This window comes from Pseudomonas sp. P1.31 (assembly GCF_001269815.1).
Taxonomy (GTDB): Bacteria; Pseudomonadota; Gammaproteobacteria; order Pseudomonadales; family Pseudomonadaceae; genus Aquipseudomonas; species Aquipseudomonas rustica.
Window position 1 is genome coordinate 360,505 of record NZ_LHVN01000007.1, and the last position, 15,262, is coordinate 375,766.

The 15,262-nt window shown below is 59.4% G+C and carries 13 protein-coding genes; 8 read left to right on the forward strand and 5 right to left on the reverse strand.

Features of this window, described 5'->3' with window-relative positions:
- Positions 1-93: 93 nt before the first annotated feature.
- A complete protein-coding gene (locus AD669_RS04880) occupies positions 94-375 on the forward strand; it encodes an HU family DNA-binding protein (RefSeq protein WP_003221909.1) in 282 nt (93 codons plus the stop codon).
- Positions 376-556: 181 nt separating this feature from the next.
- Here the strand turns inward: AD669_RS04880 and rlmF are convergent, their stop codons facing one another.
- From rlmF to AD669_RS04910, 5 genes are all read right to left on the reverse strand, one after another.
- Positions 557-1,576 carry a 23S rRNA (adenine(1618)-N(6))-methyltransferase RlmF gene (gene rlmF, locus AD669_RS04885; protein ID WP_053117371.1) on the reverse strand — a complete coding sequence of 340 codons (1,020 nt, stop codon included), beginning with the start codon at positions 1,574-1,576 and terminating at the stop codon, positions 557-559.
- A 225-nt stretch (positions 1,577-1,801) separates the two neighbouring features.
- Positions 1,802-4,648, reverse strand: coding sequence for a valine--tRNA ligase (locus AD669_RS04890; RefSeq protein WP_053117374.1), 2,847 nt, complete (start codon positions 4,646-4,648; stop codon positions 1,802-1,804).
- Positions 4,649-4,895: 247 nt separating this feature from the next.
- Positions 4,896-5,291, reverse strand: a complete 396-nt coding sequence (locus tag AD669_RS04900) for a hypothetical protein (protein ID WP_053117377.1) — start codon at positions 5,289-5,291, stop codon at positions 4,896-4,898.
- Positions 5,292-5,299: 8 nt separating this feature from the next.
- Positions 5,300-5,728 carry a DNA polymerase III subunit chi gene (locus AD669_RS04905; RefSeq protein WP_053117380.1) on the reverse strand — a complete coding sequence of 143 codons (429 nt, stop codon included), beginning with the start codon at positions 5,726-5,728 and terminating at the stop codon, positions 5,300-5,302.
- A gap of 60 nt (positions 5,729-5,788) precedes the next feature.
- Entirely contained in the window at positions 5,789-7,279 is a 1,491-nt protein-coding gene (locus tag AD669_RS04910) for a leucyl aminopeptidase (RefSeq protein ID WP_053117383.1), read from the reverse strand.
- 308 nt (positions 7,280-7,587) lie between these two features.
- Here AD669_RS04910 and lptF point away from each other — a divergent pair, with 308 nt between their 5' ends.
- From lptF to recO, 7 genes are all read left to right on the forward strand, one after another.
- The gene (lptF, locus tag AD669_RS04915) at positions 7,588-8,709 is read left to right on the forward strand and encodes an LPS export ABC transporter permease LptF (RefSeq protein ID WP_053117386.1); all 1,122 of its coding nucleotides are present in this window, start codon (positions 7,588-7,590) and stop codon (positions 8,707-8,709) included.
- Positions 8,702-9,763 (forward strand): LPS export ABC transporter permease LptG, encoded by a 1,062-nt coding sequence (lptG, locus tag AD669_RS04920; RefSeq protein WP_053117389.1) that lies wholly within the window; start codon positions 8,702-8,704, stop codon positions 9,761-9,763. The genes lptF and lptG overlap by 8 nt, the downstream gene beginning before the upstream one ends.
- Before the next feature lie 172 nt (positions 9,764-9,935).
- Positions 9,936-11,735 (forward strand): translation elongation factor 4, encoded by a 1,800-nt coding sequence (gene lepA, locus AD669_RS04925; RefSeq protein WP_016986097.1) that lies wholly within the window; start codon positions 9,936-9,938, stop codon positions 11,733-11,735.
- Between the two features lie 5 nt (positions 11,736-11,740).
- Complete coding sequence (gene lepB, locus AD669_RS04930; RefSeq protein WP_053117392.1) at positions 11,741-12,595, forward strand: signal peptidase I; 855 nt, start codon at positions 11,741-11,743, stop codon at positions 12,593-12,595.
- Positions 12,596-12,778: 183 nt separating this feature from the next.
- The gene (gene rnc, locus AD669_RS04935) at positions 12,779-13,468 is read left to right on the forward strand and encodes a ribonuclease III (protein WP_053117395.1); all 690 of its coding nucleotides are present in this window, start codon (positions 12,779-12,781) and stop codon (positions 13,466-13,468) included.
- On the forward strand, positions 13,461-14,363 hold the full coding sequence (gene era, locus AD669_RS04940) for a GTPase Era (RefSeq protein WP_007909024.1): 903 nt from the start codon (positions 13,461-13,463) through the stop codon (positions 14,361-14,363). The genes rnc and era overlap by 8 nt, the downstream gene beginning before the upstream one ends.
- A gap of 167 nt (positions 14,364-14,530) precedes the next feature.
- Positions 14,531-15,220: a DNA repair protein RecO gene (gene recO / locus AD669_RS04945; RefSeq protein ID WP_053117398.1), complete on the forward strand. Its 690-nt coding sequence runs from the start codon at positions 14,531-14,533 to the stop codon at positions 15,218-15,220.
- The last annotated feature ends 42 nt before the right edge of the window (positions 15,221-15,262 follow it).

Sequence of the window (15,262 nt, forward strand, 5' to 3'; positions counted from 1 at the left end):
TTATCGCCGAGGGTGCCAGATCCAGAAGATCGGGCTCGATGGCTGACACTGCACTCTGCAATCCATATGAATTTGATAGGGAAGGAACACTACATGGCTCTTACTAAAGACCAACTGATCGCCGACATCGCTGAAGCTATCGACGCGCCGAAAACCACCGCGCGTAACGCTCTGGACCAACTGGGCCAAATCGTTGCCGATCAGCTGGAAAACGGCGGCGAAATCACCTTGCCAGGTATCGGCAAGCTGAAAGTGACCGAGCGTCCTGCCCGCACTGGCCGTAACCCTTCGACTGGCGCTGCCATCGAAATCCCTGCGAAGAAAGTGATCAAGCTGGTTGTGGCCAAAGGCCTGACCGACGCTGTGAACAAGTAAGACGCAGCAATAAAAAACCGTGCTCCGGAGTGATCCGGGCACGGTTTTTTTGTGCCTGCGATTTGATGCTTTACCCCTGTAGGAGCTGCGGCACGCTGCGATCTTTTGATCTTGTGTTTAAAAATCAATCAAGATCAAAAGATCGCAGCGTGCCGCAGCTCCTACAGGGGGCAGCCCAGGGTTAGCGCACCCAGCGCTCGCGGCGCCAGATCTGCTGCTCGGACTTGGTCTGGAACGTCCATGCCACAAAGCGGCTCTGCTTCTGGCCCTGCGACATCTCCACGACCTGGCTTTCCAGCACGCCGGCCTTTTTCAGTGCGGTTTCGATCGCTGGCAGGTTCGAGGCTTTCGACACCAAGGTGCTGAACCACAGCACTTTGTGCTGGAAATTCGCGCTCTCGGCGATCAGTTGCGTCACGAAACGCGCTTCGCCGCCTTCACACCACAGCTCGGCTGACTGGCCACCGAAGTTCAGCACCGGCAGTTTACGTTTCGGATCGGCCTTGCCCAGGGCGCGCCATTTGCGCTCGCTGCCCTTGGTCGCTTCGTCCATCGAGGCGTGGAACGGCGGGTTGCACATGGTCAGGTCGAAACGCTCACCTGGCTCCAGCAAGCCAATCAGGATGTGCTTGCGGTTTTCCTGCAAGCGCAACTGGATCACCTTGTTCAAGTCGTTGGACTGAACAATAGCTTTGGCGGCAGCCACCGCCGTCGGGTCGATTTCAGAACCGAGGAAGTGCCAGCGGTATTCGCTGTTACCGATCAACGGATACACGCAGTTGGCGCCCATGCCGATGTCCAGCACGTTGACGATTGCGCCGCGCGGCACCTTACCGTCGTTCATGCTCGCCAGCAGGTCAGCGAGGAAGTGCACGTAATCGGCACGGCCCGGCACTGGCGGGCAGAGGTAGTCTGCCGGGATGTCCCAATGCTGGATGCCATAGAACGACTTGAGCAGCGCCCGGTTGAACACGCGCACCGCGTCGGGGCTGGCGAAGTCGATGCTTTCCTTACCGTACGGGTTGATGATCACAAACTTCGCCAGTTCCGGCGTGGTCTTGATCAGCGCCGGGAAGTCGTAACGACCCTGATGGCGATTGCGCGGGTGCAGGCTGGCCTTTTCACGCGGCTCGACGGTCTTGGCCGGGGTCGCGGAGTCGGGCTTTTTGCGCGCAGGTTTGGGTGTGCGGGGGGCGTTCATGGGCGTGGTCGATTCGGGTATGGCTGAAAGTGGCGGGTATTGTCCCACATTGACGAGCTATGCGCCGATCCCATGTAGGAGCTGCCGCAGGCTGCGATCTTTTGATGTTGATTTTTAGAAGCAAGATCAAAAGATCGCAGCCTGCGGCAGCTCCTACAGGGGAAATGTGGTGGGCATAAAAAAGGGAGGCCACTTGGGCCTCCCTTTTTTTAGTGCGATTTGCCGTTACAGACTGGCAATCCGCGCGTGTTGCTCGGCCAGTTTGGCCAGGGCTTGTTCAGCCTCGGCCAGTTTGGCGCGTTCCTTCTCGATGACTTCGGCCGGGGCCTTGTCAACGAATCCGGCGTTGGACAATTTGCCGCCAACACGCTGGACTTCACCCTGCAAACGCAAGATTTCCTTGTCCAGACGCGCCAGCTCGGCGCCCTTGTCGATCAGACCGGCCATCGGCACCAGCACTTCCATCTCGCCAACCAGCGCGGTGGCGGACAGCGGCGCTTCTTCGCCAGCCGCCAGAACGGTGATCGATTCCAGACGCGCCAGCTTCTTCAGCAGCGCTTCGTTCTCGGTCAGACGGCGCTGGTCTTCAGCGCTGACGTTCTTCAGATAGATCGGCAGTGGCTTGCCCGGGCCGATGTTCATTTCGCCACGGATGTTGCGCGTGCCGAGCATCAGTTCCTTGAGCCATTCGATGTCGTTCTCGGCGGCCGGATCGATGCGCTCTTCGTTGGCCACTGGCCAAGGTTGCAGCATGATCGTCTTGCCCTGAATACCGGCCAGCGGCGCGATGCGCTGCCAGATTTCTTCAGTGATGAACGGCATGAACGGATGCGCCAGACGCAGCGCCACTTCCAGCACACGAACCAGCGTACGGCGAGTGCCGCGCTGACGTTCAACCGGCGCGTTCTCGTCCCACAGCACTGGCTTGGACAGTTCCAGGTACCAGTCGCAGTACTGGTTCCAGATGAACTCGTACAGCGCTTGCGCCGCCAGGTCGAAACGGAACTGATCGAGTTGACGGGTCACTTCGGCTTCGGTGCGTTGCAGTTGCGAGATGATCCAGCGATCCGCCAGCGACAGTTCGTAGGCTTCGCCGTTCTGGCCGCAATCTTCGCCCTTGTCCAGAACATAACGCGCGGCGTTCCAGATCTTGTTGCAGAAGTTGCGATAGCCTTCAACGCGGCCCATGTCGAACTTGATGTCGCGACCGGTCGAAGCCAGCGAGCAGAAGGTGAAGCGCAGGGCGTCGGTGCCGTAGCTGGCGATGCCGTCGGCGAACTCGTCGCGGGTCTGCTTCTCGATCTTCTTCGCCAGTTTCGGCTGCATCAGACCCGAGGTGCGCTTCTGCACCAGGTCTTCCAGCTCGATACCGTCGATGATGTCCAGCGGGTCAAGGACGTTGCCCTTGGACTTGGACATCTTCTGGCCCTGACCATCACGCACCAGACCGTGTACATAAACGGTCTTGAACGGTACCTGCGGCGTGCCGTCCTCGTTCTTGATCAGGTGCATGGTCAGCATGATCATCCGGGCAACCCAGAAGAAAATGATGTCGAAGCCCGTCACCAGTACGTCGGTGGAGTGGAAATTCTTCAGGAATTCGGTCTTTTCCGGCCAGCCCAGAGTGGAGAACGTCCACAGACCGGAACTGAACCAGGTGTCGAGAACGTCGTTGTCCTGTTGCAGCGCCACGTCCGGGCCGAGGTTGTGCTTGGCGCGCACTTCGGCTTCGTCGCGACCGACGTAGACTTTGCCCGACTCGTCGTACCAGGCCGGAATCCGGTGGCCCCACCACAGCTGACGGCTGATGCACCAATCCTGAATGTCGCGCATCCACGAGAAGTACATGTTTTCGTACTGCTTCGGTACGAACTGGATGCGACCGTCTTCAACGGCAGCAATCGCAGGCTCGGCCAAAGGCTTGGTCGACACGTACCACTGGTCGGTCAGCCACGGCTCGATGATGGTGCCGGAGCGATCGCCTTTCGGTACTTTCAGGGCGTGGTCGTTGACGCTGACCAACAGACCGGCGGCGTCGAAGGCGGCAACGATTTGCTTGCGCGCTTCAAAACGCTCGAGGCCGGCGTATTCAGCTGGAATTGCGCCGTCGATGCTGTCGTTCAACGTACCGTCGAGGTTGAACACCTGGGCTGCCGGCAGCACGTTGGCGTTCTTGTCGAAGATGTTCAGCAGCGGCAGATTGTGGCGCTTGCCGACTTCGTAGTCGTTGAAATCGTGGGCCGGGGTGATTTTCACGCAGCCGGTGCCGAATTCAGGATCGCAGTAATCGTCGGCGATGATCGGGATGCGGCGGCCAACCAGTGGCAGCTCGACAAACTTGCCGATCAGGGCCTGGTAGCGCTCATCGTTCGGGTTAACCGCAACGGCGGAGTCGCCGAGCATGGTTTCCGGACGGGTGGTCGCGACGATCAGGAAATCGTTGCCTTCAGCGGTTTTCGCGCCGTCGGCCAGCGGATACTTCAGGTTCCACAGGAAACCTTTCTCGTCGTGGTTTTCCACTTCGAGGTCGGAAATCGCCGTGTGCAGCTTGGTGTCCCAGTTGACCAGACGCTTGCCGCGATAGATCAGACCGTCTTCGTGCAGACGCACGAACGCTTCTTTAACCGCTTCCGAGAGACCGTCGTCCATGGTGAAGCGCTCGCGGCTCCAGTCCACGGACGAGCCGAGACGGCGGATCTGACGGCTGATGTTGCCGCCGGACTGATCCTTCCATTCCCAGACTTTCTCGAGGAATTTTCCGCGACCCAGATCGTGGCGATTCTGGCCCTGGGCTTCAAGTTGACGCTCCACCAGCATCTGCGTGGCGATACCGGCGTGGTCGGTGCCCGGCTGCCACAGGGTGTTGCGACCCTGCATGCGGCGGAAACGGATCAAGGCGTCCATGATCGCGTTGTTGAAACCGTGACCCATGTGCAGGCTGCCGGTGACGTTCGGCGGCGGGATCATGATGGTGTAGGAGTCGCCCGCGCCTTGCGGGGCGAAGTAGTTCTCGGACTCCCAGGTGTTGTACCAGGAAGTTTCAATGGCGTGCGGCTGGTAGGTCTTATCCATGCGCGGCGGGACCCTATTGGCATTAATTCAGGAAAAGCCGACGAGTATAGCGGGGCATGGGGCCGAGGGCGAGCGGGGGGAGGTCGCGCGGACACTAATGTTGGGGGGGAACCTTTGTGGTGAGGGGATTTATCCCCGATGGGCTGCGCAGCAGCCCCAATATTTCAATCACGCTGCGCGTTTGCAGGGTTAACGACTGCTGCGCAGCCGATCGGGGATAAATCCCCTCACCACAAGGAGGGGGGGGTTATTCGTATTGGCTGAGCAGCCTTTCCATCCGCGCATCAAGGCGCCGTTTGATTTCGGTTTCGATGTGCGGCGCGAAGTCGTCGATCACGTCTTGCATGATCAATTGCGCGGCGGCGCGCAGTTCGCTGTCGAGGTGGAGCAGGGCGTCCGGGCCTTTATTCACCGGTTTCGCAGGTTGCGCGGCCGGCGCCGGCGTTGGCGCAGGTTGCGGTTCGACGGCTGGCTGCTCTTGGCCGACCGCCTCGAACAACATCGGAATCTGTTCCTGTTCACCTTCATCGACCGTATCGGTCAGCAGCGGTGGTTGCAGGTTGTCGTCGCCGAGCAACTGACGGATCGATTCGAGATCGTCCAGCAGGTGTGTCGGCTTTTGCTGCGGTTTCGGAGTGTCCATTGGAATGCTCAGAGTCGCTGTAAACGGTGATCTTGCAGAGGATAGCCCTGTTCGCGGTAGAAGCGAAAACTCTCCCGCGCCGCGGCACGAATCGTCGGGTCTTCGACCACCACTTCCGCCACCCGGGCGAACTTGTTGGCGAAGGCCGGGACTTTCAGGTCGAGGTTGACCAGCAAATCCTGATGCTGACCGCAGTCATCACCCACACCCAGCACGATCAAACCGTCCGGTTCGCTGTCGGCAGGGCCATGCGGCACGAAGCTTTCGCCCTTGAACGCCCACAGGCGCGCATCGAGATCGTCACGCTGGGCGGCATCGCTGCAATGCAGATAGATGCGGTGACCCATGCGCCAGGCTTTCTCGGTGAGCTTGCAAGCGAAGTCCAGGCGAGCCGAAGGGTCGGCGCTGGGCAGAATGTAAAAATCGACTTTGGTCATTGCGGTTCCAGAGCGGCAAGCGGCGTCACCCGAGAGTGACGCCGCCGCCCATCAGCGGGTTCAGGCTTTGGCGCGATCCAGCAGGTACTGGGTCAGCAATGGCACCGGACGGCCAGTGGCGCCCTTGTCCTTGCCGCCACTGGTCCATGCGGTGCCCGCGATGTCCAGGTGCGCCCAGTTGAGGTTCTTGGTGAAGCGCGACAGGAAGCACGCGGCGGTGATGGTGCCGGCTTTCGGGCCGCCAATGTTGGCGATGTCGGCGAACGGGCTGTCCAGTTGCTCCTGGTACTCGTCGAACAGCGGCAGTTGCCAGGCGCGGTCGTCAGCAGCCTGGCCGGCGCTGAGCAGTTGGCCGATCAGTTCGTCGTTGTTGCCCAGCAGACCCGAGGTGTGCGCCCCCAGTGCGACGACGCAAGCACCGGTCAGGGTGGCGATGTCGATCACTGCTTGTGGCTTGAAGCGCTCGGAGTAGGTCAGCGCATCGCACAGCACCAGACGGCCTTCGGCGTCGGTGTTGAGGATTTCCACGGTCTGGCCGCTCATGGTGGTGACGATGTCGCCTGGACGGGTCGCATTGCCGCTCGGCATGTTTTCCGCGCAAGCGAGGATGCACACCAGGTTGATCGGCAGTTTCAGCTCAAGCACGGCGCGCAGGGTACCGAACACCGAGGCAGCGCCGCCCATGTCGTACTTCATTTCGTCCATGCCGGCGCCCGGCTTCAGGCTGATGCCGCCGGTGTCGAAAGTGATGCCTTTGCCGACCAGTGCGTACGGCTTCTCGGATTTCTTGCCGCCGTTGTATTGCATGACGATCAGACGTGGCGGTTGCTCGCTGCCTTGGCCGACGGCGTAGAACGAACCCATGCCCAAAGATTTGATCTTCTTCTCGTCGAGGACTTCGACTTTCAGATCCTTGAATTCTTTGCCCAGGTTTTTGGCTTGTTCGCCAAGGAAGGTCGGGTGGCAGATGTTCGGTGGCAGGTTGCCCAGATCACGGGTGAAGGCCATGCCGTTGGCGATCGCGGTGGCGTGATTCACGGCGCGCTGCACTTCAGCCTGGGCAGCCTTGATGGTCAGCAGGGTGATTTTTTTCAGTGCGCGCGGTTCGGCTTTCTGGCTCTTGAACTGGTCGAAAGTGTATTCGCCGTCCACCAGGGTTTCCGCCAGCAAACGGGTTTTGCCGTAGCTGTCGCGGTTTTTAACAATAACTTCATCCAGCGCCAGCACGGCGTCGCTGCCGTTCAGGCCTTTCAGAGTATTGAGGATACCGGCAACGATTTTGCGGAACGGACGGTCGCCCAGTTCTTCATCCTTGCCCACGCCGACCAGCAGCACGCGCTCGGCTTTCAGGTTCGGCAGGCTGTGCAGCAGCAGGCTTTGACCGACTTTGCCGGCCAGATCGCCACGCTTGAGGACGGCGCTGATCGCGCCACCGCTCAGCTCGTCGACCTGTTTGGCGGCGACGCCGAGTTTGCGGCCTTCGCCGACGGCAACCACCAGGGTGGCGGTTTTCAACGTTTCTGGGCTAACGCTTTTTACAACCAGTTCCATGTCCGGATCCCTGAATGAATGGTCAACATGCAGGCGTTCGACGGTGTCCGCAGTCGCCTGCTTATAAATAGAAGAGGCGCAGGCCAAAGCCTGCGACAAGGGCCGCAGTTTGAACCTCGCTCCCCGCGCCTGACAACCCTCGGTTGTACGATCTGCAACGGATTACAGACATGGATGAGTGTGCGCAGTGACAGGCGCCCCCAATCACAGGATAATGCCGCATCTTTTTCCGACGGCTCTGCGTTGCGGGCCGGTCGGTGTGTTTGCTTGTTTGGCCGCCTTAGCCTGACAACCCTGGAGTGTCTGGTTTGATCGTCTTCCGTTATCTGTCCCGCGAAGTCCTGCTGACCCTCAGCGCCGTGAGTGCCGTGCTGCTGGTCATCATCATGAGCGGTCGCTTCATCAAATATCTGGCTCAGGCCGCTGCCGGCCAGCTCGATCCGGGCTCGTTGTTCCTGATCATGGGCTTTCGTCTGCCGGGGTTCTTGCAACTGATTCTGCCGCTGGGCCTGTTCCTCGGGATCCTGCTGGCCTACGGTCGCCTGTACCTCGAAAGCGAAATGACCGTGCTCTCGGCCACCGGCATGAGCCAGCAGAAGCTGTTTCGCATGACCCTGTTTCCGGCGACCCTGGTGGCGTTGGTGGTGGCATGGCTGAGCCTGGGCTTGGCCCCGCAAGGCGCCAACCAGTTTCAGTTGCTGCTGAACAAGCAGGACGCGCTGACCGAATTCGACACCCTCGAACCGGGTCGCTTCCAGGCGCTGCGCGACGGTACGCGGGTGACGTACACCGAAACCCTGACCGACGACCGGATCAATCTGGGCGGCGTATTCATTTCGCAGAAAAACCTCGGTGCCGACAAGAAGGATCGCGGGATTTCCATTCTGGTGGCCGAGTCAGGTCTTCAGGAAAGTCGCAAGGACGGCACCCGCTACCTGATCCTCAAAAACGGTTACCGCTATGACGGCAGCCCGGGTCAGGCGGATTATCGTGCGGTGCATTACGAGACCTACGGTGTGCAGCTGCCCAAGCCGGAAGTCAGTGAAGAAGTCACCGACCGTGACGCCATGCCGACCTCAGCCTTGCTTGGAAGTGATGACATCCGCTCCAAAACCGAACTGCAATGGCGCCTTTCCCTGCCGCTGCTGGTGTTTATCGTGACCCTGATGGCGGTGCCGCTGTCGCGGGTCAATCCGCGTCAAGGGCGTTTCCTCAAGCTGCTGCCGGCGATTCTTCTTTATATGGCTTACCTGACCATCCTGATTGCCGCCCGTGGCGCCCTCGAAAAAGGCAAGATCCCGCCGACCCTCGGGTTGTGGTGGGTGCACGCGATCTTCCTGTTTATCGGTCTCGGCCTGCTCTATTGGGAGCCTCTACGCTTGAAGATGGCCAGCCGTCGCAGCGCTGCGCTGGAGGTGGCTCGTGGTTAAACTCGACCGCTACATCGGCAGCAGCGTGTTCATGGCGATCATCGCCGTGCTGGCGATCATTCTGGGTCTGGCGACGTTGTTCGCTTTTATCGATGAAATGAGCGACGTCAGCGACACCTACACGCTGATGGATGTGCTGAGCTTCGTGATGCTCACCGCGCCGCGCCGTCTCTACGAAATGCTGCCGATGGCCGCGCTGATTGGCTGTCTGATCGGTCTCGGCAGTCTGGCCAGCAGCAGCGAACTGACCGTGATGCGCGCCGCTGGCGTCTCAATCGGACGCATCGTCTGGGCAGTGATGAAACCGATGCTGGTGCTGATGCTGGCCGGTTTGCTGATCGGCGAATACGTCGCGCCGGCCACCGAAAGCATGGCTCAGGCCAATCGCTCGCTGGCTCAGGGCAGCGGCGATGCGCAAAGTGCCAAGCACGGTATGTGGCACCGTCAGGGTGAAGAGTTCATCCACATCAACGCCGTTCAACCCAACGGTTTGCTGTACGGCGTGACCCGTTATCACTTCGACAAAGAGCGTCATCTGCTGAGTTCGAGCTTCGCCAAAAAAGCAGAATTCGACAAAGATCACTGGCAGCTTAGCGGTGTCACCACCACGGTTTTCCATGAGCGCAGAACCGAAGTGGTCAATGTGCCGGCCGAGCGTTGGGACGTATCCCTGAGCCCGCAGTTGCTCAGCACGGTGGTGATGGCGCCGGAATCGCTGTCGATCAGCGGTCTGTGGGGTTACATCCACTATCTGTCTGAACAAGGCCTGAGCAACGGCCGTTATTGGCTAGCGTTTTGGGTCAAGGTGTTGCAGCCGCTGGTGACTGCTGCGTTGGTGTTGATGGCGATCTCGTTCATCTTCGGCCCGCTGCGTTCCGTGACCCTTGGTCAGCGTGTGTTCACCGGTGTGCTGGTCGGCTTCACCTTCCGCATCGTCCAGGATTTGCTCGGCCCTTCGAGCCTGGTGTTCGGTTTCTCGCCGCTGTTTGCGGTGCTGGTGCCGGCCGGCGTGTGTGCGCTGCTCGGTGTCTGGCTGCTGAGACGGGCCGGTTGATGCCGCCGGTTTTGCCAGTGTTTTAACCTCGAAAACGCCTCGGTCGACAGACCGGGGCGTTTTTGCATGCAATCCGGGTGACAGGTGAACGTGACGCTTGCGCCGTGTATCAGGTACAATTCCCGGCTATTTTTCGGCGGGCTATGCCTGCAGCCTTTTTGAGTGTTGATCCGTGAGTGATTTGAGTCATATCCGCAATTTCTCCATCATCGCCCACATTGACCATGGCAAGTCGACGCTGGCCGATCGCTTCATCCAGATGTGCGGCGGCCTGGCCGAGCGTGAAATGGAAGCCCAGGTGCTGGATTCCATGGATCTGGAACGTGAACGCGGGATCACCATCAAGGCCCACAGCGTCACCCTGTACTACACCGCCAAAGACGGTATCAAGTACCAGCTGAACTTCATTGACACCCCGGGCCACGTCGACTTCACCTACGAAGTCAGCCGTTCCCTGGCCGCGTGTGAAGGTGCACTGCTGGTGGTCGACGCCGGTCAAGGCGTTGAAGCCCAGTCCGTGGCCAACTGCTACACCGCCATCGAGCAGGGCCTTGAGGTCATGCCGGTATTGAACAAGATCGACCTGCCACAGGCTGATCCTGATCGCGTCAAAGACGAAATCGAGAAGATCATCGGCATCGATGCCACCGACGCCGTCACCTGCAGCGCCAAAACCGGTCTGGGTGTCGACGAAGTGCTCGAGCGTCTGGTGCACACCATTCCTGCGCCGACCGGCAACATCGAAGATCCGCTGCAAGCGTTGATCATCGACTCCTGGTTCGACAACTACCTGGGCGTTGTTTCCCTGGTGCGCGTGCGTCATGGCCGCGTGAAGAAGGGCGACAAGATCCTCGTCAAGTCCACTGGCAAGATCCATCTGGTCGACAGCGTTGGCGTGTTCAACCCGAAGCACACCGCTACTGCTGACCTGAAGGCCGGCGAAGTGGGCTTTATCATCGCCAGCATCAAAGACATTCACGGTGCACCGGTCGGTGACACCCTGACCCTGAGTTCGACCCCGGACGTTGAAGTGCTGCCTGGCTTCAAACGCATCCAGCCGCAGGTTTACGCCGGTCTGTTCCCGGTCAGCTCCGACGACTTCGAGGATTTCCGCGAAGCGTTGCAGAAGCTGACCCTCAACGACTCGTCGCTGCAATACACCCCGGAAAGCTCCGACGCACTGGGCTTCGGCTTCCGTTGCGGTTTCCTCGGCATGCTGCACATGGAAATCATCCAGGAGCGCCTCGAGCGCGAGTACGACCTGGATCTGATCACCACCGCGCCGACGGTAATTTTCGAACTGGTTTTGAAGACCGGTGAAACAATTTACGTCGACAACCCATCCAAGCTTCCGGATGTGTCGTCGATCGAAGACATGCGTGAGCCAATCGTGCGCGCCAATATCCTGGTGCCGCAGGAGCACTTGGGTAACGTCATCACCCTGTGCATCGAGAAGCGTGGCGTTCAAGTCGACATGCTGTTCCTCGGCAATCAGGTGCAGGTCACTTACGACTTGCCGATGAACGAAGTGGTACTCGACTTCTTCGACCGTCTCAAATCCACCAGCCGCGGCTATGCTTCGCTGGATTACCATTTCGATCGTTACCAATCGGCTAATCTGGTGAAGCTGGACGTGCTGATCAACGGCGACAAGGTCGACGCTCTGGCGCTGATCGTGCACCGTGACAACTCGCACTACAAAGGTCGCCAGTTGACCGAGAAGATGAAAGAACTGATTCCTCGTCAGATGTTCGACGTGGCGATCCAGGCCGCCATTGGCGGTCAGATCGTGGCACGGACAACCGTCAAGGCGCTCAGAAAGAACGTATTGGCCAAGTGCTACGGCGGTGACGTTAGCCGTAAGAAAAAACTGCTTGAAAAGCAGAAGGCCGGTAAAAAACGCATGAAGCAGGTCGGCAACGTGGAAATTCCACAAGAAGCCTTCCTTGCAGTGCTCAGGTTGGATAGTTAGGTCCTATGTCACTAAATTTCCCGCTGTTGCTGGTCATCGCCGTGTTCGTCTGCGGCCTGTTGGCGTTGCTTGATCTGTTGATCCTTGCACCGCGTCGGCGTGCCGCCATTGCCTCTTATCAGGGCAGTGTCGGTCAGCCAGATGTCGTGGTGGTCGAGAAACTCAACAAAGAGCCGCTGCTGGTTGAATATGGCAAGTCGTTCTTCCCGGTGTTGTTCATCGTGCTGGTGCTGCGTTCGTTCCTCGTGGAACCGTTCCAGATCCCGTCCGGTTCGATGAAGCCAACCCTGGACGTCGGCGACTTCATTCTGGTGAACAAGTTTTCTTACGGGATCCGCCTGCCGGTGATCGACAAGAAAATCATCGAAGTCGGTGACCCACAGCGTGGCGATGTCATGGTGTTCCGCTACCCGAGCGACCCGAACGTCAACTACATCAAGCGTGTAGTTGGTCTGCCGGGCGACACGATTCGCTACACCGCTGATAAGCATTTGTTCGTCAACGGCGAGTCGATTGCCGAGCAGATGATCGGCTCCGAGCCGGGCACCCTGGGCAGTGCCGAGCTCTATAAGGAAAAACTCGGCGCTGCCGAGCACCTGATCCGCAAGGAAATGAGCCGCTACCGCGCCACCCCGGATCGTTCGTGGACAGTGCCTGCCGGGCACTACTTCATGATGGGCGACAACCGCGACAACTCGAACGACAGTCGCTACTGGGATGATCCAAAGATTCCCAAGGATCTGCTGGGCATGGTTCCCGACCAGAATATCGTCGGCAAGGCCTTCGCGGTCTGGATGAGCTGGCCGGAACCGAAACTCAGTCACCTGCCGAATTTCTCGCGGGTTGGCCTGATCAAGTAATCACACACGGCGCTGTTGAACACAGCGCCGAATGCATTTCTGGCGTCGACACAATCGGCTCCGGGGCATGAAGCCAACGATATTCAGGATGTAATTTTTGAACACAGCGTTAATTGTCCCAGGCCCGCGCCGTACCCCGGCGATGGCGGTGGAATCCAGCTTTGAACACAGCGTGGGTAAACCGTGAGCGCCTCATTAAGCCGTCTCGAGCGACAGCTCGGTTACACCTTCAAGGATCAGGAGCTGATGCTGCTGGCCCTCACGCACCGCAGTTTTGCCGGGCGCAACAACGAACGCCTGGAATTCCTCGGCGATGCCATCCTCAACTTCGTCGCTGGCGAGGCGCTGTTCGATCGCTTCCCGCTGGCCCGCGAAGGCCAATTGTCGCGTTTGCGCGCACGTCTGGTAAAAGGTGAGACGCTGGCCGTACTGGCGCGCGGTTTCGACCTTGGCGACTACTTGCGACTGGGTTCCGGTGAACTGAAGAGCGGCGGTTTCCGTCGCGAATCGATTCTGGCCGATGCCCTCGAAGCCTTGATCGGCGCGATCTACCTCGATGCCGGTATGGACATGGCGCGCGAACGCGTCCTGGCCTGGCTCGCTGGCGAGTTCGAAGGTCTGACCCTGGTCGACACCAACAAAGATCCGAAAACCCGCCTGCAGGAACACTTGCAATCGCGCGGTTGCGATCTGCCACGCTATGAAGTGGTGGATATCCAGGGCGAGCCGCACTGCCGAACCTTCTTCGTCGAGTGCGAAGTTGTCTTACTGAACGAAAAAAGCCGAGGTCAGGGTGTCAGCCGTCGTATTGCCGAACAGGTAGCGGCCGCTGCAGCACTGATTGCCCTGGGCGTGGAGAATGGCAATGACTGATACAAACGCAACTCGCTGTGGCTATGTTGCCATCGTCGGCCGTCCCAACGTCGGTAAGTCGACGCTGCTCAACCACATCCTCGGCCAGAAGCTCGCGATCACTTCGCGCAAGCCGCAGACCACTCGCCACAACATGCTCGGGATCAAAACCGAGGGTGACGTGCAAGCGATCTACGTCGACACCCCGGGCATGCACAAGGGTGGCGAAAAGGCCCTGAACCGTTACATGAACAAAACCGCTTCGGCCGCGTTGAAAGACGTCGACGTGGTGATCTTCGTCGTTGACCGCACCAAGTGGACCGATGAAGACCAGATGGTGCTGGAGCGCGTGCAGTACGTGACCGGCCCGCTGATCGTCGCGCTGAACAAGACCGATCGCATCGAAGACAAAGCCGAGCTGATGCCGCACCTGAGCTGGTTGCAGGAACAACTGCCGAACGCGCAGATCATTCCGATTTCCGCACAGCACGGGCACAACCTCGACGCGCTGGAAAAAGTCATCGCCGATCACCTGCCGGAGAACGATCACTTCTTCCCGGAAGACCAGATCACCGACCGCAGCAGCCGTTTCCTCGCAGCCGAACTGGTGCGCGAGAAAATCATGCGCCAGATGGGCGCCGAGCTGCCTTACCAGATCACCGTCGAGATCGAAGAGTTCAAGCAGCAGGGCAAAACCCTGCATATCCACGCCTTGATCCTCGTTGAGCGTGACGGTCAGAAGAAGATCATCATTGGCGACAAGGGCGAGCGCATCAAACGCATCGGCACCGAAGCGCGCAAGGACATGGAGCTGCTGTTCGACTCCAAGATCATGCTCAACCTGTGGGTGAAGGTGAAGGGCGGCTGGTCCGACGACGAGCGTGCACTGCGTTCGCTGGGTTACGGCGACCTGTAAACACGCGGTTGTCGCAACACCGAAGAAACCTGTGGGAGCGAGCTTGCTCGCGAAGAGGATGTAACATTCAGCATCGATGTTGACTGTCACACCGAATTCGCGAGCAAGCTCGCTCCCACAGTGGTTTTGGGGTGAATATAAAATCGCGCTTTTCCCATGAGAGTTCCATGTCCTCAAACCCACCTCCCGCCCAACCCGCCTACGTCCTGCACTCTCGCGCCTATCGCGAAACCAGTGCCTTGGTGGATTTCCTCACGCCGCAAGGTCGGCTGCGGGCGGTGTTGCGCAGTGCGCGGGGCAAGGCCGGGACGTTGGCCCGGCCGTTCGTGTCGCTGGAAGTCGAGTTTCGCGGCAAGGGTGAGTTGAAGAATGTCGGGCGCATGGAAAGTGCCGGCACTTCGGCGTGGCTCAACGGTGAGGCGCTGTTCAGCGGTCTCTATCTCAATGAACTGCTGATCCGTTTGCTCCCTGCTGAGGATCCACACCCCGGTGTATTCGATCACTACGCCGCGACCTTGCTGGCATTGGCTGAGGGCCGTCCGCTGGAGCCGCTGCTGCGCTCATTCGAATGGCGCTTGCTCGACGATCTTGGCTACGGTTTCTCGCTGAACACCGATATCCACGGCGAGCCGATTGCCGAGGACGGTCTCTATCGCCTGCAAGTCGATGCCGGCCTGGAGCGGGTCTTCCTGCTGCAACCGGGATTGTTCAACGGCGTCGAATTACTGGCCATGGCCGAAGCCGACTGGACTGCACCGGGCGCACTCTCCGCAGCCAAGCGCCTGATGCGCCAAGCCCTCGCCGTCCACTTGGGCGGCCGTCCTCTCGTCAGTCGCGAGCTGTTTCGCAAACCCTAGCCCCGTGTATGCTGTGCGCCGAATCTTTTTCTTCAGGAGCGC

Bases quoted from the DNA above. Each gene is read 5' to 3' on its own strand.
- AD669_RS04880 (WP_003221909.1), top strand. From the start codon at position 94: ATGGCTCTTACTAAAGACCAACTGATCGCCGACATCGCTGAAGCTATC.
- rlmF (WP_053117371.1), bottom strand. From the start codon at position 1,576: ATGAACGCCCCCCGCACACCCAAACCTGCGCGCAAAAAGCCCGACTCC.
- AD669_RS04890 (WP_053117374.1), bottom strand. From the start codon at position 4,648: ATGGATAAGACCTACCAGCCGCACGCCATTGAAACTTCCTGGTACAAC.
- AD669_RS04900 (WP_053117377.1), bottom strand. From the start codon at position 5,291: ATGGACACTCCGAAACCGCAGCAAAAGCCGACACACCTGCTGGACGAT.
- AD669_RS04905 (WP_053117380.1), bottom strand. From the start codon at position 5,728: ATGACCAAAGTCGATTTTTACATTCTGCCCAGCGCCGACCCTTCGGCT.
- AD669_RS04910 (WP_053117383.1), bottom strand. From the start codon at position 7,279: ATGGAACTGGTTGTAAAAAGCGTTAGCCCAGAAACGTTGAAAACCGCC.
- lepB (WP_053117392.1), top strand. From the start codon at position 11,741: ATGTCACTAAATTTCCCGCTGTTGCTGGTCATCGCCGTGTTCGTCTGC.
- era (WP_007909024.1), top strand. From the start codon at position 13,461: ATGACTGATACAAACGCAACTCGCTGTGGCTATGTTGCCATCGTCGGC.
- recO (WP_053117398.1), top strand. From the start codon at position 14,531: ATGTCCTCAAACCCACCTCCCGCCCAACCCGCCTACGTCCTGCACTCT.